The organism is Mycobacterium adipatum (assembly GCF_001644575.1).
In the GTDB taxonomy this organism is placed as follows: domain Bacteria; phylum Actinomycetota; class Actinomycetes; order Mycobacteriales; family Mycobacteriaceae; genus Mycobacterium; species Mycobacterium adipatum.
On the sequence record NZ_CP015596.1, the window covers coordinates 1,240,978 to 1,264,174 of the forward strand.

Here is a 23,197-nt window from a genome sequence, read left to right on the forward strand (position 1 = left end):
ATTGGTCATCGGAGCTGGATTCTCCGGGATCGGAGTGGGCATCAAGCTGCTGAAGGAAGGTTTCTCGGACTTCCTCATCGTTGATGAGGCCCAAGGGGTGGGTGGAACCTGGTACTGGAATACCTACCCGGGGATTGCAGTAGACATTCCGTCATATAGTTACCAATTCTCCTTTGAGAAACGCCCGTCGTGGTCCCGTACCTATGCGCCGGGGATCGAACTGAAGAACTACGCGAAGCATTGCGTGAAAAAATATGGCCTCGCGTCGCGCATCCGCTTCGGAGTCACGGTTGTGAGGGCTGAGTTCGACGAAGAATCGACATTGTGGCGTTTGTTTACCTCGACGGACGAGGAACTGACAGCGAGGTTCGTCATCAATGCCTCCGGGGTTCTCACGCGACCAAAATCGCCGGACATACCGGGGGTCGGGGACTTCGGCGGGGTCACGATGCACACGTCGCGCTGGGACCACCAGCAGACCCTCACCGGAAAGAGGGTCGCCGTCATCGGGACGGGCGCCTCGGCGGTGCAACTGATCCCCTCGATAGCCAAGGACGTGGACACACTCACCGTCTTTCAGCGCACCCCGATATGGTGTCTGCCGAAATTCGACTTCGCGGTGCCCCGCCCGCTGAGTGCTCTTCTCCGGCTCGCACCCGGAGCGCAGATCGCCGCGCGGGGAGCCAGCCAGGCCTTTGTCGAACTCACCTTTCCCGTCGCAGCGCACTTCCATACCGCCATACCGCTGGCGTCGGCGATCGAGCGTGCAGCGATCAGCTATATGCGTCGGCAGGTCACCGACCCGGTCGTTCGGGAGAAGCTGACGCCGCGTTACGCGCTGGGCTGCAAGCGACCAAGCTTTCACAACGAATATTTGAAGACGTTCAACCGCGAGAACGTCCTTCTTGAAACCAACCCCATCACCCGGGTGGATGAGACCGCGGTAATTACGGCCGATGGCGTCAGACACGAGATCGACGTGCTCGTCCTGGCAACGGGATTCAAGGTCATGGAATCGGACAGCATGCCCACCTACTCGCTCAGAGGTGTCGCCGGCCGAGACCAGGCACAGTGGTGGGACGAGAACCGACTCCAGGCATATGAGGGAGTCAGCGTGCCAGGATTCCCGAACCATTTCTCAGTGTTTGGCCCGTACGGATACAACGGGTCGTCCTACTTCGCACTCATCGAGGCACAGGCGGGTCACATTCTCCGTTGCCTCCGGCATGCCAGGACGGCCGACTCGAACTACGTCGAGGTACGCGAGGAGGCGAATCAACGCTTCTTCGCGGAGATGCTGGCACGGCGGCATACGCAGGTCTTCTGGCAGGACAGCTGCGCGGGCGCGAACAGCTATTACTTCGACAAGCATGGGGACGTGCCTCTGCGTCCCACGACGACGGTCGAGTCGATCTGGCGCAGTCGACGATTCGACTTGGCCGACTACCGTTTCGAACGGCGACCGGCGAAAAAGGCGGACACTGCCCCACAGAAGGTGGACACCGCCGGATGAGTTCACCTGCCAGGCCGAATCCGAGCATGGCGAGCCACCTGGTCGCGGCAACGGCGCGAGGCGTTCTTCGACCTCTCACGCAAGTGATTCCGGCCAACGACCATGGCTTCGCGGTCATGGACCGCGTGCTACGGGGAACACTCGTGGTGTCGCGGCCAAGGCGCGCAATCAGTGTCGAGAAGGTAGACACGCCCTTCGCCGGTGAACGTGTGCGAGGCGACTGGGTCAAGGCGGCCAACGTGGCCTCGGATGCTCCGCCGATTCTTTATATACACGGCGGCGCATTTTCTATGTGCTCTCCCGAGACCCACCGTGGCCTCATCAGCGAACTGTCCGCGGCCGCCCGCAGGCCGGTATTTGCCGTGCGCTATCGATTGGTCCCGAAATATCCCTTCCCGGCGGCCGCAGATGATGCACTGATCGCCTATCGATGGTTGACAGAGGGAAGCGCGATCACCGCGTCTTCTGGCACGGTGGCGCTCGCCGGCGATTCCGCAGGCGGCCAGCTTGCTGCGGCGACGGCGCTTGGCGCTCGGGAACATCGACTGCCGACGCCGGATGCCATGCTGCTGATGTCGCCGGTGCTGGATTTGACATGCCAACTCGCGATGGACCGTGATCTGCGCAGACGGGACCCCTTTGCGTCCGCCATCTCTGCGTCGAGAACAATTGGTCTGTACGTGGCGGGCGCCGATCCAGCCGACCCGAGGATAAGCGTGCTCGATGCTGATCTCACGGACATGCCACCAACTTTGATTCAGGTCGGCGGACGAGAGATGTTGCTCGACGACTCCAGAGTCTTTGCCAAACGTCTGCAAACTGCAGGGGTCTCCTCGCAGTTGCAAGTTTTCCGCGGCCAGATCCATGTCTTCCAGGCGATGTTTCGCCTACTGCCAGAAGCACGTGAGGCCCTCAGGCTCGGTGGCGAGTTCTTGGCTACTTCGGCCACCGTCCGTTGACAGCGTCCCTGCGCACGCCTTGACCACGAGGCGCCCCAGCACGAAGGTTGTATGAGCTAACGATGAAACCCGTGAAACGTGAACCAACCCAGGACAATCCCCCTGGTAACCCCTCGATCGTCATCATCGGCGCTGGCTTCGCCGGAATTACCCTTGCACTTCGCCTCAAACGCGCAGGGTTCGACAGGGTCCTCATTGTCGAAAAGGGCGATGGTGTCGGGGGAGTCTGGCGGGAGAACACCTACCCAGGGGCGGCCTGTGACGTCCCGTCGCAGTTGTACTCGATCTCCTCGGCGCCGAATCCCAGGTGGGGTCGGCGTTACGCAGAACAAGGCGATATCCTCGCCTACCTTCGCCGCGTCGCCGACGAAAGTGGTTTGCTGTCCCTCCTTCGGACCAAAACCGAAATCGCTAAGGCGGCCTTCGATGAGCGCACGAACACATGGCGTCTGACCACGACTACCAGTCAGGAATTGGAGTGCGATGTCGTCATTTCGGCCGTGGGCCAGCTGTCCCGACCCTCAGTTCCTGATATTCCTGGAATCTCGGGCTTCGCGGGCCCGTCGTTTCATTCCGCGAATTGGGACCACGATCTGAATCTCAGCGGCAAGCGGCTTGCGGTCGTCGGCACCGGCGCTAGTTCGGTGCAGTTCGTCCCGGTGGTCGCCGCAGGCGCTGAGCACTTGGACGTTTTCCAACGGTCAGCCCCATGGGTGCTGCCCAAATTCGACCGTCAGTACGGTGGGCGGCATCACCAACTGCTGCGCAAGTTGCCCATTCTGCGGCTCAGCGAACGTCTGATGATTTGGACGATATTCGAGTTCTTGGCGTTGGCACTCGTCGACGCGAAGCCAGTAGCGCGAGTCTTGGGAGTCATCGCCCTCCGGCACCTAGGTCGCCAGGTGTCGGATGCCCGGCTGCGTTCCCACCTGACGCCGGACTATGCGCCCGGGTGCAAGAGGATTCTGTTCTCCAGCGACTATTACCCCGCGCTCGCACGTCCCAACGTTTCATTGGTCACCGACGATATCCGGGCAGTAGAACCTGGCGGAATCCGCACGGTGAACGGCGACTTCCACGCCGCCGACGTGATCATCTACGGCACTGGCTTCAGTGCCACCGAGTTTCTTTCCCCGATGGAGGTCTACGGCCGCTCGGACCGGAAATTGTCGGACGTGTGGGCGGATGGCGCGCACGCCTACTACGGCCTATCGGTGCCAGAGTTTCCGAATTTCCTCATGATGTACGGGCCCAACACCAACGTGGGATCCGGGTCCATCGTCTACATGCTCGAATCGCAGGCCCGACACATCGTCAGGTTGATGAAGGTTCTCCGTGCCCATCCAGGAAGTGTTATCGAGGTCCGTGCCGATGTGGAGAAGCGCTTCAACGACCGGTTGAGTCGCCGCCTGGACAGATCCGTGTGGACTATGTGCACGAGCTGGTATCGCTCGGCGCGGGGGTCGATCTCTACCAACTGGCCCAGCCCGACCTTCTTGTATCGCCTTCGTGCGCGCAGGCCGAAGCGGCGCGCTTACGTCCTGTCGCGTCCCGCGCCCGCGAACTCGTCGCGCAGGGGGACACCCGAGCCGGCCAACACCCATCTGGCCGACATGCCCTATGCCCCAAGCGGGGCCGATAGCGTCGACTAGTGGCGGCTCTGTTCAGTGACGGGTATCCGAGGACGGCGGGGAGTCGCTGACATTCGAGCGGCAACTGTGACCGCCGTTGACAGGGTGGTCACCGGTGTAAACGATGGGTGAAATCCTTCCGATAATGCGAGAAACAACATCAAGGGGGCACTCGATGACCAAATCGCCGTCCGGTTCGGCAAGCAAGTCCCGTGACCGGCTGTTGTCGGTACTACTGAATCCCCTCCCGCAGCGCGTCGAGCGCGCTATCCAGGAGTGAGTCGACGATGGCCGGTTCGCGAACTTGCCGCGCCGCCGACCGGTAGCGGATTGAAGCCAGTTATCGGCGATCAGGGATTGCCTCTCGTTGGCCTTCGCCCGGAACTTACCGGCGGCACGCTCGGGGCAGAATGGTGATTTACTCGCCGCGCTATGTGAGGCGCGCGCCAGGACGGCGAACGCTTCACTGATGCGGACAGCATAAATCAAATGATCTTTCTGATGATGGCCGCTCATGACACGTCAACGATCACCACTGCCGCTGTGGCGTACTTCTTGGCGAAGAATCCTGAATGGCAGGATCGACTTCGTGCTGAGTCTGACCGTCTAGGCGACGATCTGTCGGACATTGAGGACCTGGAGGGGCTTACGGCGATGGACTTGGTCATCAAGGAGTCGCTCAGACTAGTTGCACCGGTACCGTTGGTTATGCGTAAGACGGTGACCGACACCCTAATTGATGGCTACTACGTCCCCTCCGGAGTGCTCGTCGTCATCACGCCTGCGGTCAACCACTTTGCGCCCACAGTGTCGACCGAGCCGGACCGGTTTGACCCAACGCGACTCGAGCCGCCACGGCGCGAGGATCAGGCCCACCGCTTCGCCTGGCTTCCGTTCGGAGGAGGCGCGCACAAGCGCATCGGGATGCACTTCGGCACCTTGGAGGTGAAGGCAATACTGCACGAGATGCTGCGGGAATTCACCTGGAGTCTGGATGACGGCTACCGCGTTCGGTGGGACAATACGTCCCTGCCTGTTCCCTGTCGACGGCCTACCTATTACGTTGTGTCGCCGATGATATCTAGGTCATTCCACGAGACTTTTGAGTGCTTAGCCGAGCACATCGCCCTTACAGGGCGCCGGCGGAATCGACGCAGTCCTCCAAGTGGCCTCGGAGATCCTCAACAAACCCCGGCGAACCGTAGTCGGCAAACCTACGCAAACTGCCGGAAAGGATGGTCATGCTAGAACCATCAACAGCCGTCGTCACAGGAGCAGGTCGAGGGATTGGTCTGGAGATCGCGAGACAACTCGCCGCTGCCGGTCACAAGGTTTTGCTCACGGATGTGGATGGCGACGCAGCGGAGCGCGCTGCCACCGAGGTCGGCGGTGGCGCTTGGAGCGCCACGCACGACGTACGAGATCCGTCGGGTCATCGGGAAGTCGCTGCTCAGGCTTTAGCCGCTGGCCCTCTGGCGGTGTGGGTAAACAACGCTGGGATCCTACTCGCGGGTAACAGCTGGAGTCACAGCGATGCCGAGATTGCGTCGATCCTCGATGTCAATGTACGAGGTGTCGTTGCCGGCTCACACGCGGCAGTTGTCGCTATGGGCGCGGGTGGGGGCGCGATCCTCAACATCGCGTCCCTCTCGGCTCTGGCGCCCATCCCTGGATTAGCGATGTACGCAGCAACCAAAGCGGCCGTATTGTCGTTCACCACATCGCTGCAGGGCGACCTTGACCATGCGGGATTGCCAATCCACGCACGGGCGCTATGCCCTGACGTGGTAAGTACGAAAATGGTCACCGACCGGGTTGCCGACCCTGGGGCGGCGCTTCTGTTCGCCGGACCGCGTCCAATGGATGCTGCGGCCGTGGCCCGCGCGGGACTCGAGTTGCTGGAGAGTCGCCAGATATTCCGGGTAGTTCCTCGGTGGCGTGGCGTAGTTGCGCGCACTAGCGATGCTGCGCCGTCGCTTGGATTGAAAGCTTTCGCGTTGATGCGCGGCGTCGGTGAGCGGCGCCAACGCAATCATCGTTGATGGCGGTGTCGAAGACGGAGGGTTTAGCGTGGGGAGGCTCGAATTGTACCTGGTCAGGTTTTCGGTTCGCAGAGTGGTAAGTGGGGATCAAGCTGGAATCCCAGTTCCTGCAGCCTGTCATTGATTATCAACCAGGTTTGCCGTGTCAACCGAATGACGAGTTCGTCACGAGTGGAGTCGCGATGGTCCAGCCACCATAGGACCGAAGCGTCCATCAAGCCCATGATGGCGGCGACATTGCGGTCTGCCGCCTCTGAGTCCTCGCCGTAGCGAGGAAAGTAACGGGCACCCGCGACGGCGAGTTCAGAGGCGAATGCGCTGCTGCCGGGCGCGGTCTTCTCGGTGCTGCGCCGATAGTGTCGGTTCACCAGGAACCGATAGAGGTTGGGGTGTTCGTCAGCCCACATGACGTGCTGAGTGACCGGCGCGCGTATCACGTCTAGCGGCGATCCCTGGACATCCAGAGTTAGGCGAATCTTCGCAGTGAGTTCGCGGTGGACGTGACGAGCCACGGCAAGATCGAGTTCTTCTTTACTTGCGAAGTGGCGGTAGAAGTGTGTGCGTCCCAAACCGGCCTTGTCTGCGATTTGGCCCGTGAGTGCGTGGGGCCCGTTCTCTTCGATTGCGCTGAGCGCCGCTTCGATGATCTGTTCACGACGTAGTTCACGGCCCGGCAACCTACTGGCCGCGCGGCGTACCGCTGTGGTGTCCACCCAGTGCTGTCGCTCCACGATGTCACCGTAACGCCCCGCGCTCTGGAAAGTTCTGGGTACGTGTTGTACCCGGCGTGCGATTCGTGGTACACCATGTACCCACAGGCGAAGCGAGACCATTGCGGGATCGGTGCGCAAGCAAACACAGTGAGGACTTTGTAATGGCAGCCAACCGCTCTAGCTGGATGGACGACGACCTCGACGCACTGCGGGATTTGGCACGTACGTTCTGTGAGAAGGAGGTCGCGCCGCACAGTGCCCGCTTCATCGAGCAGCACCACGTGGATCGGGACCTGTGGACCCGGGCGGGTGATCTTGGGTTGCTGTGCATGTCAATCCCCGAGCAGTACGGCGGAGGTGGGGGAACGTTCGCTCACGAAGCAGTCTTGATTGAGGAACAGGCCCGCATCGGCGATTCGGCATGGGGCGCGCCGCTTCATAGTGGAATCGTCGCCCACTACCTGCTCGAGTACGGCACCGATGAGCAGAAGGAACGCTTTCTTCCCAGACTGGCAACTGGTGAGATGGTTGGCGCGATTGCGATGACGGAGCCGGGCACTGGCTCCGATCTCCAATCTGTCACGACCAAGGCATCGCGCGTTGGAGACGAATACGTTGTCAACGGTTCCAAAACGTTCATCACCAACGGCGCTCAGGCCGACCTCATCATCGTCGTTGCGAAGACCGACCCCAGTGCCGGAGCGAACGGAATCTCGTTGGTTTTGGTCGAAGGCGATCGACCGGGCTTTCGGCGGGGTCGGGTGTTGGACAAGGTCGGTCAGCGCGGACAGGACACCTCCGAGCTCTATTTCGAAGATGTGCACATTCCGGTTGAGAACCTCCTGGGTACGACTGAAGGCCAGGGGTTCATTCAGTTGATGCAGCAACTTCCCCAAGAGCGATTGATCCTTGCGCTTGGTGCAGTGACAGTACTAGAAACAGCGCTCGAGTTCACTGTGGAATACACCAAAGATCGGCATGCCTTCGGCAAGCCCGTCTTCGCCTTCCAAAACACCAAGTTCAAGCTCGCCGAGGTCGCCACCGACGCCCACATCAGCCGCGTTTTCATCGACGACTGCGTCGCCCGCCATCTGCGCGGTGAACTCGACATCCCCACCGTCGCGATGGCGAAATGGTGGACTACTGAGCGTGCGATGGTCGCCCTTGATGACTGCTTGCAGCTCCACGGCGGCTACGGCTATATGACCGAGTATCCCATCGGCAGGATGTGGGCCGATGCTCGCGTTCAGAAGATCTACGGTGGGACAAACGAGATTATGAAGGAGATCATTGCTCGGTCGCTTTAGATCGAATTCGACCGCTAGATTGGTTACGAGGGGCCGCGATAGCGAGGTGGCGTTCGCTTATCAAGTCGGTGGTGACTGTTCATTAGGCGGTCACTGTTCACTAGGCGGATACCCGGCGAGCTCGCTTCAAACGGGGGCCTTACTCGGCCGGCCTGGGCGCGCCGCGCCCGAGACAGGTTGACCTTGCTGCTGACGCCCTTCAGACGATATGCGCCGGCGGACGACCACCGGAGGCCTGCGTCGTCGACGATCACCCGCGTGGAGTCCCACCAACACTGCGCCTGGCCGCGCCGCCGCGCTCACTCGGCTGGCCAGGTTCACGGGGTTGCCGAACCAGTCGCCCGCGCGCGAGACCGCTGACCCGGACGCCACGCCAATCCTCAAGGAAGGCAGGTCATTTGCTGACGCGCTGTCGATCAGGTCCAGCATCGTCGTCACCAGCGGCGTCGGTCGTGATGAGACCAGCATGACCGCGCCCCGAGGGTTTCACGAATCTCAACCGGTGGGTTGGCAGCCTCGCGCGCAGCAGTCGCGAGTCGATTCGCGAGCCTCTCCAAATCGTCGGGCTGAAGCTTTCAACATGTTCAGCGCGCGAAGCCACGCATCATCTCCGTGGCCTGCCCGATGCCTTCCGTGAGGGCCCGCAATATGGCGACTGTTTCGTCTGGATTCCGGTTTCCGTGCTCAGCTCGCGCAGAGAGACGTACCGTCCCTCATCACCCAGTACGCGGCTTGTAGGAAGAAGGAGAGGGGTTGGGGCCACCAGTCGGCTTTGATCAATCGTGAAGCCCTGGGCATGCAGCCAGGCAATTAGATGAGTCCTTTCCTGGCGGCTGTCGCCCTCAAGACCGTCGTGCAGACATACTGAGCGAGGTCGTCTTCGTGTGTTGCTGACACCCTGGACCTGCTTAGTGCTGCGGCGTACCGGGACGCGGACAGGATGGTTCAGTGTTCACGCCGCGCACCTGGTGACTCGACGCGGGGACGCCGAGCACGGCGTGACCCATCGCAACGAGCAGCGCAGAGGTCTGTTCGGGAGCCAGGCCAGTGCCGCGGTAGTGCAAGATCGATTGAATGGCTCCGATCGCTCCATGAACCATCGCCCGAAGTTCAATCTCATCGACCGCGGGCCGCAATTCTCCGACGAGGTGTACCCACTCTTCTAGATAGAGTCGCTGCTTTCGGCGCAACCGGCTCTGGTGCTGATCCGACAGATTGTGCACTTCGCGGTAATACACCATTGCCAGCTCGCGTTGATCCATTACCAAGGCGACTTGGTCTGACACCAGCAGGGTCAGCGCCTCCGCCTCGTCGCGGGACTGCTCGACGATCGCCGTCGCACGCTTAAGGAGTTTGTCCACCACTCGCTCGAAGAGGGCCGCCAGTAGATCGCTCTTACTGTTGAAATGGCGATAGATGGCCGGCCCGACAACCCCTGATGCAACGCCGATGTCGGCCATGGAGACAGCGTGGTAGCCCCGCTCGGCAATCAACTCGGTGGCAGAGGCGAGAATCCGTTCCCGACGTTCGCCGCCGACCCGGGTACGTCCGGCAACGACCACCTTGTTCACTACTACCTTCCTTCGCTCGCAACCAGGGCTCGCGCAGCACTGCAGCGCCGGGAGCTACACTACGAACGTTAACACCTGCTCACAATCCCAGGTTGAGTTGAAATGTAGACGCCCAGTGGCAGGTGGCTGGCGCCTGCGCGTGTGATCCCCATTCGTGGATGTGCCCGCTCATTGGCCAAGATCGGCAACCGCGTGGGCAGATCGCTGCGCCCTCTTTGGATGTCCAGTTCGGCAAGGAACTGGACAAAGCCATCTCTCCGTCTGCCGGACGCTGTTGGCGTCATCCGATCGTCATCACATCGTTCGGCAACACGGCTTTGGCAAAGGGGCTACGTCAAGCAGCAGGCAGAGGACGGCGACTTGATTGGCGATACGTCGACAGAGTGGCCCGGCTACTCCAAATTCGGGATTTGTCAGGTCGCGCCGACAAGGGATTGCGGTATGTCCACGATGCGGGAGCGCAGGTACTCGCACAAGCCCTTCGCCTGGGCATCCGGCCGGGTCGAGGATGCCACGCCTTCCCCCAGCAGCCCGTGCACCACAACGTTGAGCGCACGCAGGTTGGGCAGCTCGAATCGCTCTATGCGCAGCTGCGCAGCCTCCGGGCCGAGCAGCCCGCGCAGTCGCTCGACGGTTAAGTGCTCGCGCACCCAGGCATAGCCGGCGTCGTCGCGGGCCCAGAGACCAATATTGGCGTTGCCGCCCTTGTCGCCGGACCGCGCGCCCAGAACCGCGCCCAGCGGCGCGCGGCATGTCGGCTCGGTCGGCGGCGCGGCTGCCGCGCTGCCCCGGACCTTCGCGGCCGGCACGCTACCGGTCGGCGGATCGGCGATCCTCCGGCGCTCACCGTTGGGCAGCACCACGACCTGCGTCACGCTCGACCGGGGCACGGTCGCTGGGCGATACACGCCGAACACTGACTCCGACGTGGGTGGCGTGGTGGTGTGGAAGCCGGCATACCCGGCCAGAGCGATCTCCATGATTGCGCTCGAGAACGCCCGGCCGACCTTGCGCGGGTCGGTGTCCTTGACCGTGATCCGCAAGTGCGCGCACGCCTGGTCGTTGGTGGGGGCGTCCGGTGTGTCGAAACGCAGAAACCGGACGTCGACCTCGGCGAAGGATCCCCGGCCGCCGAGGATGTCGAACAGCTGCTGCTGCGCGAACGCGGCTTTCGCCTCCAGGTCCAAGCCGGTGAGCACCATCGTCATGGTGTTCCGGTAGCCCCCGACCTCGTTCAGCGCCACCTTGAGCGTCTCCGGTGGCGGGCTGCCGGTGACACCCGTGATCGCCACCCGGTGCTCGGCCTGCTGGGCCAGCGAGATCGTGTCGAAGTGAGTCACCACGTCGGGCCCCAGATAGGCCGGCTCGGCGATCTCGTAGAGCAGCTGGGAGGTGACCGTACCGACCGACACCAGCCCCCCGGTGTCGGCGTGCTTGGTGATCACCGACGAGCCGTCGGCCGCCACCTCCGCGATCGGGAAGCCCGGGTAGCGACGGTCGGTGATCTCGTCGAGGAAGGCGTAGTTGCCGCCCGTGGCCTGTGGTCCGCATTCGATGACGTGGCCGGCCACGACGGCACCGGCGAGCCGGTCCCAGTCGGTGCGCTCCCACCCGTGCCACCAGGCGGCCGGGCCGACGACCAGCGAGGCGTCTGTCACCCGTCCGGTGACGACGACGTCGGCGCCCGCACCCAGCGCTTCGGCGATACCCCAACCCCCGAGGTAGGCGTTGGCCGAGACCGGCTTGACCTCACCGACCGCAGGGGTGATCGCGGAGAGGTTCCCGCGCAAGTCGTCACCTTCGATGTGGGCGATCCGGACGGTGATACCGAGCCGGTCCGCAAGCTCGCGCAATCTGACGGCCAGCCCGGCCGGGTTGAGCCCACCGGCGTTGGCCACGATCTTGATACCGCGGTCGGAACAGGTGCCCAACACCTGCTCCATCTGGGTCAGGAACGTGCGCGCGTAACCGCCCGCCGGATCCTTCGCCTGGGCCTTCGCCAGGATGAGCATCGTCAGTTCAGCGAGGTAGTCCCCGCACAGCACGTCGATGCTCTGCTCGCCCGTCCCGCCCTCGACCATCTCCCGCGCCGCGGCGATCCGGTCGCCGTAGAAGCCCGAGCAATTTCCGATGCGTACCGGGTCCCTCACGACACACCTCCGTCGAACTGTCCTGCGGTGCGCCCGCCACCGGGAGGTCCGGCGAAGGCCTGCGCGATGGAGAGCCACTGGTCGGCGAGCGGACCGGTGACGTGCAGTGCGGTGTCGTCGCGATGCCTGCGCTGGGTGACGAGCAGGCAGAAGTCGTGCGCAGTGCCGGTGACCCGGTTGGGCACGCCGTCGGGGCCCCAGGTCCACAGCGTGCCCCCCGGTGCGGTGAGCTCGACACGGACGGGTTCCTCGGGCACCTCCAGGCCGTTGGCCATGTAGCTGAACGCCCGCGCTCCCACGCCGATGTGGGCGACGTGGCGCAACCGGGCCGAGGGCACACGGGTCACTCCCAGCGCGTCGGCGATGTCCTGACCGTGCGCCCAGGTCTCCATGATCCGCGCGGTCAGCGAGGAAGCCGCGCTCATGGGGAGGCCGAACCACGGCACCCGCATCGAGGGGTCGATCGCTGCGAAGGCAGCGACGAGGGCGCGGCGCGCGCCGTCGAACCAGGACAGCAGCTCCGCTGTCGGCATCGGCCGGTAGCGCTCGGCGATGGTGTCCGGGGAGATCCGGCCGTCGGCGAGCATGGGCAGCACCTCGGCCGTGAACCCTTCGGGGTCGGTGGCTGAGCGCACCGCGGCGTCGTCGAAGAACGCAAGATGGCTGATCTGATCGCGGACCGCCCAGCCTGCCGCGGGGGTGGGCGCGTCCCACCCGGCTTGCCCCTCGGGCAGCTCGGCGATCAGTGACCACAGCTCGGCCGTTTCCGCCCCGATGTCGGTGATCAAGGACTCCATCGGCACGGCCACGTCTAACGTCCCTTCCAAACCGGTGTGCGCTTCTCGCGGAACGCGGCGGGACCCTCTAGCGCGTCGGCGCTGAGGTACACCGGCTCCCATATCTGGTCGGCGTGGGCGTAGGCCTCCGTCAGGTGGTGCGCTGCGGAGAGGTATACGGTCTTTTTTGCCGCGAGTACGGACAGCGGTGCGTTGGAAGCGATCCGCAGGGCGATCTCCTGAACTCGTACCCGCAGCTCCGCTGCGGGCACGACCTCGTTCACCATGCCTACCTCGCGGGCGCGCTCGGCAGTGATCGGGTCGCCGGTCATCAAAATCTGCAGCGCAATCCGCGGCGGCAGCAGCCACGACAGCGGGACAGCCCATGGCGAGCCGCGGCCTACCTTGACCTCGCTGACCGCGAACCTGGCGTGCTCGGCTGCGATGACGAGGTCGCACTGCTGGGCCAGTAGGAATCCGCCGGCGAAGGCGACGCCGTTCACCGCGGCGATGGTCGGCTTGGCGACCTGGATGTTGCGCCCGAATTGCGGCGCGAAGTCTGGCGGCGGAACCGTGAGCGCCGTCTCCGCCATCTCTTTAAGGTCCCCTCCGGCGCAGAACGCCTTATCGCCTGCCCCGGTCAGCACCAGAACCTTGGCGGAGTCGTCGGCGTTGAAGCGGTGAACGCTGTGGAACAGTCCCTGCCGGACCGCCCCGTTGAGCGCGTTCCGTGCCTCGGGGCGATTGATCGTCAACCAGGCCACCCCGTCGACGACCTCGTAGGTGATCGCTTCCTCGCTCATCAATCCCCGTCCTGATCGGCACCCGCCCTCCCGATGTGAGGGCTCGTTCACTCGCAGTACGTTACCCGGCAGAATGTCGCGAGGACCAGTTGGTGAGCGAACGCGTTGCGTCCGGCGGCGCAACCCGACCGGCGTGGCCAGCTCCGTAAATGTTGGGTTCGCCACCTCGTCGGCCGCATTCGGTTCGAGCGATTGACGAGATCGGATCCCAAGGCCGCAACACGGGGTTGCATTCGTACGTCAAGTCCTCGGCAAGAATGTGGCCCTCTTCGGCCTTTTGGGATTGGCACGCCGGAGGTGCTCCTTGCCACCGTTTCACCCTTGGCTCCCAGAAACAATCGGTGCCAAATGCTGTGAACGCATGCGTCGCCGCGGGGAACCGCTCGTCAGCGTCCGAGGACTTGAAAACCTTCCCATGCTTTCCGGCGGTCGGCGTGGGGGTCGTTGTCCACTCGCGAAGCGCGATCGAAGACGAGGACCGGACGGGCGTCGCTGGTGTAGCGCGGCCAGCCGTCTCCTGGAACTCCGGTGCGTGCGAAAGCATCCCAGCGCCCTTGCATGTCGTCGCTCACGCGTAGGGCCGAGCGGCGATCGGCTCCGGCGCTGAGTAGCCGACCGAGCGGCGTGCGGTAGGCGTCGAACACCGCAAGAAGCTCCGTCGCATGGGTGGCACCCAGCCCGGCCCATTGCAGAGTTCGCGGGGCGAAGTCATAGCGGTACAGATATGTGGGGGCGTGCCGACTGTGGGAATCCGCGAGCTGCCACAGTGTCGATCCGAATGTGAAGTCGGCCCCCAGTCGGATACAGGCATCGGGGGCCGGATATTCGGGATAGGCAGCAGTAATTCGCTCGCGACAGGTGGGTTCCGCTCCCGCTAGTAACGCTTCGATCTTGGCTTCGTTCGTCGGGAGGAGTTTGAGGAAGCGAGTGAACAACCGGCCCTCGTCGGCGTTCGTACCGACGATCAGCGGCACACGGTACGCCTTGCCGTCGCGCATCGCTTGAATGGGCTCGGACGGTAGATAGTCGGTTCCGAATGTGCATCCCACCGGGTAACCGCCAGCAAGGTCCGATGCACTCGTGGTGAGCAAGCGATCGAATGCATTCACCAGTTGAGCCGGACGCGCCGCCAACAGGAGGCGGGCGGGCTCCCGCTCGTCGGCGCAGAGAATGGATGCGAACTTGGCGGCGAACTCCGCGGCCAGCTCCTGGGAGCGGGATAGCGCGCCGGCCGGACTTTGTGAGATAGCCTGTGCGAAAAGCCCTTTCGCCGCTGGCACGGCCAGCAAAGTGGTAACGGCGTGCGCGCCCGCGCTCTCTCCGAAGATCGTCACGTTATCGGGATCGCCGCCGAATGCCGCGATGTTCTCGCGTACCCACCTGAGCGCCGACACGAGGTCACGCAAGTAGAGGTTGTCGTCAATATGGATGTCTGCGGTGGACAGCGACGACAGGTCGACAGCCCCTAGCGCGCCGAGGCGGTAGTTTGCCGATACGTACACGCAACCGCTGCGGGCAAGCGACGCGCCATCATAGATCGGTGTCGCGGAACTGCCCAGGAAGTACGCCCCGCCGTGAATGAAGAACATCACGGGCAGAGGTCGGTCCGAGCCGCCGTCGGGTGCAACGACATTGAGGGTGAGGCAGTCCTCGCTCATGGGCTGGAACTTGCCCGGACCGACGATGGTGTATCGGCGGGGCTGTGGAGCGCAGTAGCGGAATCGGTGGCAGGGTCGGACGCCGTCCCACGCTTCGACCGGCTGGGGAGCCTTGAACCGCAGCGCGCCGACTGGTGGCTTGGCGTAGGGAATGGAACGCCAGCGATTGACGCCGTCCCGCGTGAATCCTTCGATGGCGCCCGAGGTGAGTTCGGTGCGGACTGTCTTCGCTGGCATGTATCGACAATAGCGAATGACTATTCACACCAGCGCCCGGCTCTGCCGTTCAGTCGCCGTGTCGGGCACGGTTTGGCCTGCTACTGATGACTCACTCGACTTCGGTCAGCGGCCTCCACGGCCGTTCGGTGACGTCGTGGCTGATTCTTAAGCACCGGTTACTTCTTTTCAGAAGAAGAAGCTACCCATGACCGGCTATCTCCGGGCGTGCGGGGACATCCTCAGCGTTGTGAGCGTCGGTACTCGCTCGGAGAGCGGCCGGTCCATCGCTTGAAGGCGTGTGAGAAGTTAGCAAGATCGCCGTATCCGAGCTCGGTCGCGATCTGGCTTGCCGACATTGATCGGGTGATTAACAGCATCATCGCGCTCTCCCGCAGACACGACTGGCGCAACTCGCGAAACGTGGTGCCCTCTTCGGCGAGCCGGCGTTTGAGTGTGCTGGTGGATACCGAGAGTTCGTCTGCGACCCGCTGGCAACTTCGCTGTCCGGGATCCTCGTCCAACAACCGTCTCACCTTCTTGGAGAAGGACGTGGCTCCGCTCTGCTCGTCGAGGGTCCGCCTCAGCTCGGCGACGGCGAGTCGATACGCAAGGGGATCGGAGAACCGGCACACTTCATTGAGCGCGTTGACGGGAACATGAAGGTAGGACATCGGTGCGTCAAAGAACAGGCGCCCGGCTAGTACCATCTCTGCCGCGAGTTTGTTCAGGGAGACCGGCGCTGACCAACTCAAGTGGAGCGTGACGGTCAGCGCGTCACTGACGAGCATGTCCAGCAGTCGTAACAACGCCGAGCCGGTATATGTGACTGCTAAGCAGTCCAGGGCCCGATCGCCTGTGTGCCCCAGAGCCCGACGGTGAGACCTTGGTCGTTTGGACGGAATTGTGCATTGATCGCCGTGGTGATCAACGGTAGATAGGTGAGCAGCTCGACGATCTCGGCTACCGAGCCTGCGCTGACCAGCGGGACGCTCAACGGGCCGAAAGATGTCAACTGTGCCTGTCCTGCAAACGAGAAGCCGAGCAGGGTTGCCCGGTCGACGTCTAGATCGGGGTACAGATCGCGAAACCACCGCAGTGGCGCCTGGACATCGTGCTGCATCAGCGTCGCCTCGTCGGTTCCCTCGCGCGCCATGATGGTGCGAAGCCGCGCGACGGCGTCCGGGTCGAGTGCCTGGCTCTCCAGCATTTGCACGAACGCGACCGGAGGCACACCGGCGTTGCTGAACTTCACCGATCGTGCCCCCTGAGCCCAATCCACAAGTTCCTGATCCGCGCAAACATAGCGGAAGCGCTCGGATTGGACAATCCTGTTAACAAGTATTCACATTCAGGGCAACTTAAGAGGAGTCGGTAATGGCCGTTGTCACTTTTGTCTCCCACGACGGCGACAAGCACCAGGTGCCTCTCGATGAAGGCCAGTCACTCATGCAGGTCGCGACCAACAATGCAGTGCCTGGCATCGACGGCGACTGCGGAGGCGAAGCGGCGTGCGGTACCTGCCACGTCGTCGTCGATCCGCAGTGGTCCGATCAGGTCGGCTCCTCCGGCGTCGGCGAAGAGGAGATGCTCGCGATGAACCCCGAGCGTCAGCCGACCTCTCGGCTGTCCTGCCAGATGACGGCCTCCGAGGCATGGGACGGCTTGATCGTCCATCTGCCGGAGTTCCAGATGTGACGACGAAGGGAAGTGGTCAAACATGGTAAAAATCTCTGAAAAGGTCGCCGAGAAAGTTCAGGCGACCATCCCGATCGACCTGCAGATTCAAGGTGCACACGCCTACGACAAAACTCGGCGTTGGGTGACCGGTACGAACGGGAAGAAACTCTTTGTAGAGCGTCCTATTCCGCCGGCCGAGGAGGTCGAACTCGCCGACATCGATCTCAGCAATCCTTTTCTCTATCGCCAGGGGCGCTGGCAGTCATACTACGAGCGCCTGCGTAACGAAGCTCCGGTCCATTATCAGCGGCACAGTGCCTTCGGCCCGTTTTGGTCCGTCACCCGGCATGCCGACATCGTGGCCGTCGACAAGAATCATGAGGTCTTCTCCGCTGAGCCATTGATCGTCATCGGGGTGCCGCCCCGCTTCCTGGATATCAAGATGTTCATCGCGATGGATCCACCACGCCACGACCTGCAGCGGGCGGCTGTCCAAGGGGTGGTCGCACCCAAGAACCTACGGGAAATGGAGGGTCTGATTCGCTCGCGCGTAAGGGAGGTGCTGGATAACCTCCCCGTGGATCAGCCGTTCGACTGGGTTCACGACGTCTCGATCGAGCTGACCGCTCGAATGCTTGCGACCCTGCTGGACTTTCCGTACGAGCAGCGTCGCAAGCTTGTCGAGTGGTCGGATCTGGCAACCTCGATGGAGCAAACCAACGGCGGTCCCTCGGACCTTGACGAGACGTTCGTCGGCATGCGCGCCATGGCCCGAGATCTCAGCCGGCACTGGCACGACAAGGCGGCCCGGACCGGTGCCGGAGAAGAGCCTGGGTTCGATCTGATCACCATGCTGCAGAGCAATGAAAGCACCAAAGACCTGATCGACCGGCCGATGGAGTTCTTGGGCAACCTTCTGCTGCTGATCGTCGGAGGCAACGACACGACCCGGAACTCGATGAGCGGCGGCGTTCTCGCGTTGAACCGCTACCCGGACCAGTTCGAGAAGCTGAAAGCAAATCCCGACCTGATCCCCAACATGAACTCCGAGATTATCCGATGGCAGACGCCACTCGCCTACATGCGCCGGATCGCCAAGGCCGACACCATGCTGAATGGTCAGTTCATTCGCAAGGGTGACAAGGTCGTGATGTGGTACGCATCGGGAAACCGCGATGAGCGCGTATTCGATCGGCCCGACGACTTCATCATCGACCGGGACAACGCCCGCAACCACATCTCTTTCGGGTTCGGCGTCCACCGCTGTATGGGCAACCGGTTGGCCGAGATGCAGTTGCGGATCCTGTGGGAGGAGCTGCTTCCTCGTTTCGAGAAGATCGAGGTCATTGGTGAGCCCGAATACGTGCAATCCAACTTCGTCAGGGGAATCAGCAAGCTGATGGTCCGCCTCACCCCGAAAGCCGGCGCATGACTTTGCATCGAGCGGTCATCGTGGGCGCCAGCCACGCGGGCGCCCAACTGGCGGCCAGCCTTCGTCAAGAAGGATGGGACGGCGAGATCGTCCTCGTCGGCAATGAATCGGCAGCGCCCTACCAACGCCCTCCGCTGTCGAAGGCATATCTGGCCGGGAACTGCACAGTCGACAAGCTCGCGATCCGCAGCGCCGAGTTTTACACAAAGCTGCGAATCGAAGTTCTGGATGCGACGGTGGAGGCAATCGATCGCGCAGCGGGTCACCTCTCGCTGAGCACCGGCGAGGTGCTGCCCTACGACAGGCTCGCGCTGTGCACGGGCGCGCGCCCCCGTCGGCTCTCCACCCCAGGCGCCGACCTGGCCGGAGTCTTCTACCTACGCACCGCGGCGGACGTCGAGATGATCCGAGACGCCACCAGACCGGGGCGTCGAGCCGTGATCATCGGCGGCGGTTACATCGGATTGGAGACGGCTGCCTCCTTGCGTGCGTTGGGTCTAGAGGTCACCGTGCTCGAGGCGACGGAGCGCGTCCTCGAACGGGTGACCGCCCCGGAGGTATCGGCGTTCTTCGACCGGATCCACCGGGAGGCGGGCGTCAACATCCAGACGGGCGCGCGGGTCGAGGCTCTGTCTGGCGACGGCAAAGTCGGCGAAGTAGTCCTGGCCGGTGGCGAATCGATTTCCGCCGACCTCGTCATTGTCGGCATCGGCGTTGAGCCGAACACCGAGCTCGCCGCTGCCGCGGGCTTGGTCGTCGACAACGGCGTCGTGATCGACGACCAAGCCCAGACCAGCGACTCCGCCATCATGGCCGCCGGGGACTGCGTCAGCCACGACATGGCTCGTTACGGCCGCCGTATACGTCTGGAGTCCGTGCCCAGTGCGGCCGAGCAGGCCAAAGTCGCGGCGGCGACTTTGTGCGGGAAGTCCAAGAAGATATCAGCGCTGCCTTGGTTTTGGTCAGATCAATACGACCTCAAGCTCCAGATCGCGGGTCTCAACACCGGGTACGACGAGGTGGTCCTCAGCGGCGACCCGACCCGCGACCGCGACTTCACCTGCTTCTACCTGCGTGCCGGCGAGCTCATCGCCGCCGACTGCATCAATCGCCCCCGCGACTTCATGTTCAGCAAGCGGGTCATTACGCAGCAGGTCCCCGTCGAACGGGCCGAACTCATGCTCGCCGGCTCGGTCTGAGGTCATGGCTGCATGGGCGATGGGACGGCGACTGCGATTGCGACGCGTGTGTCGGAGACGAACGTCAGCGAGAACCGCCATCCAACTCCGCTGGCCGCGGGGACTGGCTAGCGGATGCCGCCGGGCACCTCGGCGGTGTTACCGCAGCGCATCAGAAGCTAGTGGAGGTCGCCAACAGGCGTGACGATTTTTGCGGGGGGAGCATCGTCTTGAGTCGATGCTCGCGACTGTTCTGTTCTGACAACGAGATTGGTGGAGATTGACGGTGGCGGTATTCAAGGACGAGGACGAGGTCTATGCCTTCTTGGGTGGGATCTTTCAACGGGGCTTGGAGAAGGAGGGACTGGCGGACAAGCTCGCAAATTCGGGTGTGGTGTTACGGGTGCACTACACCGATCCGGACGCGGTGGTAACGGTGGACATGCCGAAGAAGGTGGTGGAGACCGGAGCGGCCAGTACCGCGGTGCCCAACGTGGAGTTGTTCATGTCGGCGGACACTGGAAACAAGTTCTGGCTGGGCAAGGTGAACCTGACGATGGCGATGGCCAAGGGGACGGTGCGCGCAAAGGGCCCGGTGCCGAAGTTGATCAAGTTGATTCCGCAGGCCAAGAATCTGTTCCCCGAGTACCGGTTGATGCTGCAGAGTCAGGATCGGCAGGACCTCATCGATGCGTGACCGTCGCCTCATCAAGGGTTGTCGGGCGGGCTCTCGATGAGGAGCACGATGCAGGACGTTGCGTTGACGGTGCCCGCGATCGTGGCCCATGCTGCGGCAGTCCATGGCGATCGCGAGGTGTTGACCGCACGCGGACCCCAACAGATCTCTGGGGTGTCGTATCATGAGTTGGGGCAGCGTGCGGCGCGGTTGGCGAATGCGTTGCGCGAGATAGGCATTTGTGGAGACGAGCGTGTCGCGACGCTGCAGTGGAGCAACCAGGAGCACCTGGACTGTTACGCGGCGGTGCCGTCGATGGGTGCGGTGCTACATACGTTGAATCTGCGGCTGCCACCTGAACAGCTGACGTGGATCGCCAATCATGCCGAAGATCAGGTGATCATCGTCGACGGTACGGTGCTGAACCTGTTGGCGGCGGCGTTGCCGTCGATGACCTCGGTGCGCACGGTGCTGGTGACCGGCACGGGTGATCTTACCGCAGTGCAGGGCTGCGGAAAGGACGTCCTTCGCTACGACGATGTGGTGGCAGCCCAGCCGAGCACGTTCGACTGGCCCGACGTCGACGAGCAGTCGGCCGCAGCGATGTGCTACACGAGCGGTACTACCGGGCACCCGAAAGGCGTTGTCTACAGCCACCGTTCGACGTGGTTGCACTCTCAATCGGCGTGCACCTCGAACGCCTTGGGCATCGGTCATGACGACACGGTGTTGGCGATCGTTCCGATGTTCCACGCTAATGCCTGGGGGTTGCCGTATGCGGCGATGATGGCGGGGGCGCAGCTTCTGCTGCCTGACCGTTTCCTGCAGGCGGGGCCATTGGTGGAGATGATCGAGGCGGCCCGGCCCACGATGGCGGGCGCTGTGCCGACGATCTGGACCGATGTCTTGCACTACCTGCGCGACAATCCCGGCCACGACGTGAGTTCGCTGGAGATGGTGGCGTGCGGTGGTTCGGCGGTTCCGAGGTCGTTGATGACTGCCTATGACGAACTGGGCATCCGAATCGTGCAGGCCTGGGGGATGACTGAGACCTCCCCGCTGGCTGCGGTCGCTCTGCCGCGGAACACCGACACCCCGGAGAGGTCCCTTTACCTGCGGGGAACCCAAGGCAGGGTAGTGGCCGGTGTGCAGGCGCGCATCGTTGATGACAGCGGTGCAGAACAACCTTGGGACGGACTGTCGGTGGGGGAGATTCAGATCCGCGGCCCGTGGATCACTCAGTCCTATTACGAGCATGACAGTCCGGCGGTGTCGCCGGACGGTTGGTTATGCACCGGGGATGTCGGGACCATCAGCGCCGATGCGTTCATCACTCTCACCGACCGCGCCAAAGACGTGATCAAGTCTGGAGGGGAGTGGATCTCCTCGGTGGAATTGGAGAACGAGTTGGCCGCTCACCCTGCAGTACGCACCGCCACGGTGATTGGAGTGCCCGACGACAAGTGGCAGGAACGGCCGCTGGCAGTGGTGGTCCTGGCCGCTGACTGCACCGCCACCGCTGCGGAGTTGACTGAGTTCCTGCGTGCACGGGTGGCCAAGTGGTGGCTACCGGAACGGTGGGCGTTCGTCGCCGACGTTCCGTTGACGTCTACTGGCAAGTTCGACAAGAAGAAGCTGCGCCGCCAGCATGCCGACGGTGAGCTCGCCGTCGAGACGCTGGCGTGAACCATCCACTGCTACGGAAGCACCGACGTTGAGGAGAGGACACACATGAAAACACGCGCTGCCGTGCTCTGGGGCTTGGGAGAGAAGTGGGAGGTTGATGAGATCGAGCTGGATCCGCCCGGTGCGGATGAAGTGCTGGTCCGGTTGACCGCCAGCGGGTTGTGCCATTCAGACGAACACCTGGTGACCGGTGATCTGCCGTTTCCGCTGCCCGTCGTCGGTGGTCATGAAGGCGCCGGCACCGTGGTCGAGGTGGGTGCAGGTGTCGAGGACCTGGCCGAGGGCGATTCGGTCATCCTGACGTTCCTGCCGTCTTGCGGGCACTGCTCTTACTGCGCGCGCGGGATGGGAAACCTGTGCGACATGGGTGCGGCGATCATGATGGGACCCCAGATCGACGGCACCTACCGCTTCCATGCCCGCGGCGAGGATGTCGGCCAGATGTGCTTGCTGGGCACGTTCTCGGAATACACCGTGGTGCCGAAGGCCTCCTTGGTCAAGGTTGACCACGGGACACCGTTGGACAAGGCGGCCTTGATCGGTTGCGGTGTCACGACCGGTTACGGCTCGGCGGTACGCACCGGTGACGTGCGCGCCGGGGATACCGTGGTCGTGATCGGCGCCGGCGGCATCGGCATGAATGCGATCCAAGGCGCCCGCATCGCTGGCGCGTTGACCATCGTGGCTGTCGACCCAGTGGAGTTCAAGCGCGAACAAGCTGGCGGTTTCGGCGCGACGCATGCCGTTGCCACCATCGATGAGGCCTGGTCACTGATCAGCGACATCACCCGTGGCAAACTCGCCGACGTCTGCGTCTTGACCACCGACGTCGCCGAAGGGGCCTACACCGCTGAGGCGCTATCACTGGTCGGTAAACGCGGCCGTGTGGTCATTACCGCGATCGGACACCCCGAAGACACGTCGATGTCGGGCTCGCTGCTGGAATTAACGCTGTATGAAAAGCAGATCCGCGGTGCCCTCTACGGCTCGTCCAACGCCGCCCACGACATCCCGCGGCTCGTCGAACTCTACAACTCCGGACAACTCAAACTCGACGAGCTGATCACCCGTGAGTACACCCTCGATGAGATCAATGAGGGCTACGACGACATGCGGTCAGGCCGCAACATCCGAGGACTCATCCGATTCTGACAGAGCACCGAAAGCAGGGAAGCGCAAAACGGCACCAAGCGAGCTCAGTACAAC

The 23,197-nt window shown here is 63.0% G+C and carries 18 protein-coding genes and 2 pseudogenes; 12 read left to right on the forward strand and 8 right to left on the reverse strand.

Annotation, left to right across the window (positions count from 1 at the left end):
• The first annotated feature begins 34 nt into the window (after positions 1-34).
• The 5 genes and pseudogenes from A7U43_RS05755 (at position 35) to A7U43_RS29085 (ending at position 6,145) form a co-directional block, all read left to right on the forward strand.
• Complete coding sequence (locus tag A7U43_RS05755) at positions 35-1,513, forward strand: flavin-containing monooxygenase (RefSeq protein ID WP_375167650.1); 1,479 nt, start codon at positions 35-37, stop codon at positions 1,511-1,513.
• Positions 1,510-2,472, forward strand: coding sequence for an alpha/beta hydrolase (locus A7U43_RS05760; RefSeq protein WP_067992185.1), 963 nt, complete (start codon positions 1,510-1,512; stop codon positions 2,470-2,472). Before A7U43_RS05755 ends, A7U43_RS05760 begins: the two co-directional genes overlap by 4 nt.
• Before the next feature lie 62 nt (positions 2,473-2,534).
• Entirely contained in the window at positions 2,535-4,124 is a 1,590-nt protein-coding gene (locus A7U43_RS05765) for a flavin-containing monooxygenase (RefSeq protein WP_068001988.1), read from the forward strand.
• Between the two features lie 352 nt (positions 4,125-4,476).
• Positions 4,477-5,181 (forward strand): annotated as a pseudogene (locus A7U43_RS05770) (cytochrome P450); the annotation flags it as partial.
• 163 nt (positions 5,182-5,344) lie between these two features.
• Complete coding sequence (locus tag A7U43_RS29085) at positions 5,345-6,145, forward strand: SDR family NAD(P)-dependent oxidoreductase (protein WP_109558230.1); 801 nt, start codon at positions 5,345-5,347, stop codon at positions 6,143-6,145.
• A 53-nt stretch (positions 6,146-6,198) separates the two neighbouring features.
• Here A7U43_RS29085 and A7U43_RS05775 read toward each other — a convergent pair whose 3' ends face one another.
• Positions 6,199-6,876 carry a TetR/AcrR family transcriptional regulator gene (locus tag A7U43_RS05775; protein WP_225397498.1) on the reverse strand — a complete coding sequence of 226 codons (678 nt, stop codon included), beginning with the start codon at positions 6,874-6,876 and terminating at the stop codon, positions 6,199-6,201.
• Between the two features lie 143 nt (positions 6,877-7,019).
• Here A7U43_RS05775 and A7U43_RS05780 point away from each other — a divergent pair, with 143 nt between their 5' ends.
• A complete protein-coding gene (locus A7U43_RS05780; RefSeq protein ID WP_011895443.1) occupies positions 7,020-8,165 on the forward strand; it encodes an acyl-CoA dehydrogenase family protein in 1,146 nt (381 codons plus the stop codon).
• A 604-nt stretch (positions 8,166-8,769) separates the two neighbouring features.
• On the opposite strand, the gene A7U43_RS30610 is transcribed toward A7U43_RS05780, so the two are convergent.
• From A7U43_RS30610 to A7U43_RS05810, 7 genes and pseudogenes are all read right to left on the reverse strand, one after another.
• Positions 8,770-9,114, reverse strand: coding sequence for an adenylate cyclase regulatory domain-containing protein (locus A7U43_RS30610; protein ID WP_078281695.1), 345 nt, complete (start codon positions 9,112-9,114; stop codon positions 8,770-8,772).
• Positions 9,074-9,736 (reverse strand): TetR/AcrR family transcriptional regulator, encoded by a 663-nt coding sequence (locus A7U43_RS05785; protein WP_011895441.1) that lies wholly within the window; start codon positions 9,734-9,736, stop codon positions 9,074-9,076. The genes A7U43_RS30610 and A7U43_RS05785 overlap by 41 nt, the downstream gene beginning before the upstream one ends.
• Before the next feature lie 413 nt (positions 9,737-10,149).
• Positions 10,150-11,817: an acyclic terpene utilization AtuA family protein gene (locus A7U43_RS05790; protein ID WP_418287682.1), complete on the reverse strand. Its 1,668-nt coding sequence runs from the start codon at positions 11,815-11,817 to the stop codon at positions 10,150-10,152.
• Positions 11,818-11,882: 65 nt separating this feature from the next.
• Positions 11,883-12,695: a TIGR03084 family metal-binding protein gene (locus A7U43_RS05795; protein WP_011895439.1), complete on the reverse strand. Its 813-nt coding sequence runs from the start codon at positions 12,693-12,695 to the stop codon at positions 11,883-11,885.
• A 2-nt stretch (positions 12,696-12,697) separates the two neighbouring features.
• Entirely contained in the window at positions 12,698-13,465 is a 768-nt protein-coding gene (locus A7U43_RS05800) for an enoyl-CoA hydratase/isomerase family protein (protein WP_011895438.1), read from the reverse strand.
• A gap of 386 nt (positions 13,466-13,851) precedes the next feature.
• Positions 13,852-15,360, reverse strand: a complete 1,509-nt coding sequence (locus A7U43_RS05805) for a carboxylesterase/lipase family protein (protein ID WP_067992190.1) — start codon at positions 15,358-15,360, stop codon at positions 13,852-13,854.
• A 221-nt stretch (positions 15,361-15,581) separates the two neighbouring features.
• Positions 15,582-16,594, reverse strand: a pseudogene (locus A7U43_RS05810) (helix-turn-helix domain-containing protein).
• 122 nt (positions 16,595-16,716) lie between these two features.
• Between A7U43_RS05810 and A7U43_RS05815 the strand changes: the two are divergent.
• The 6 genes from A7U43_RS05815 (at position 16,717) to A7U43_RS05840 (ending at position 23,143) form a co-directional block, all read left to right on the forward strand.
• A complete protein-coding gene (locus A7U43_RS05815) occupies positions 16,717-17,037 on the forward strand; it encodes a 2Fe-2S iron-sulfur cluster-binding protein (RefSeq protein ID WP_011895435.1) in 321 nt (106 codons plus the stop codon).
• A 22-nt stretch (positions 17,038-17,059) separates the two neighbouring features.
• Entirely contained in the window at positions 17,060-18,451 is a 1,392-nt protein-coding gene (locus tag A7U43_RS05820; protein ID WP_011895434.1) for a cytochrome P450, read from the forward strand.
• Entirely contained in the window at positions 18,448-19,650 is a 1,203-nt protein-coding gene (locus tag A7U43_RS05825; RefSeq protein WP_067992193.1) for an NAD(P)/FAD-dependent oxidoreductase, read from the forward strand. Before A7U43_RS05820 ends, A7U43_RS05825 begins: the two co-directional genes overlap by 4 nt.
• A 265-nt stretch (positions 19,651-19,915) precedes the next feature.
• Positions 19,916-20,326, forward strand: a complete 411-nt coding sequence (locus tag A7U43_RS05830; RefSeq protein WP_067992196.1) for an SCP2 sterol-binding domain-containing protein — start codon at positions 19,916-19,918, stop codon at positions 20,324-20,326.
• 36 nt (positions 20,327-20,362) lie between these two features.
• A complete protein-coding gene (locus tag A7U43_RS05835; RefSeq protein WP_068001990.1) occupies positions 20,363-21,991 on the forward strand; it encodes a fatty acid--CoA ligase in 1,629 nt (542 codons plus the stop codon).
• A 45-nt stretch (positions 21,992-22,036) separates the two neighbouring features.
• Positions 22,037-23,143 carry an NDMA-dependent alcohol dehydrogenase gene (locus tag A7U43_RS05840; protein ID WP_067992199.1) on the forward strand — a complete coding sequence of 369 codons (1,107 nt, stop codon included), beginning with the start codon at positions 22,037-22,039 and terminating at the stop codon, positions 23,141-23,143.
• Positions 23,144-23,197 lie beyond the last annotated feature (54 nt).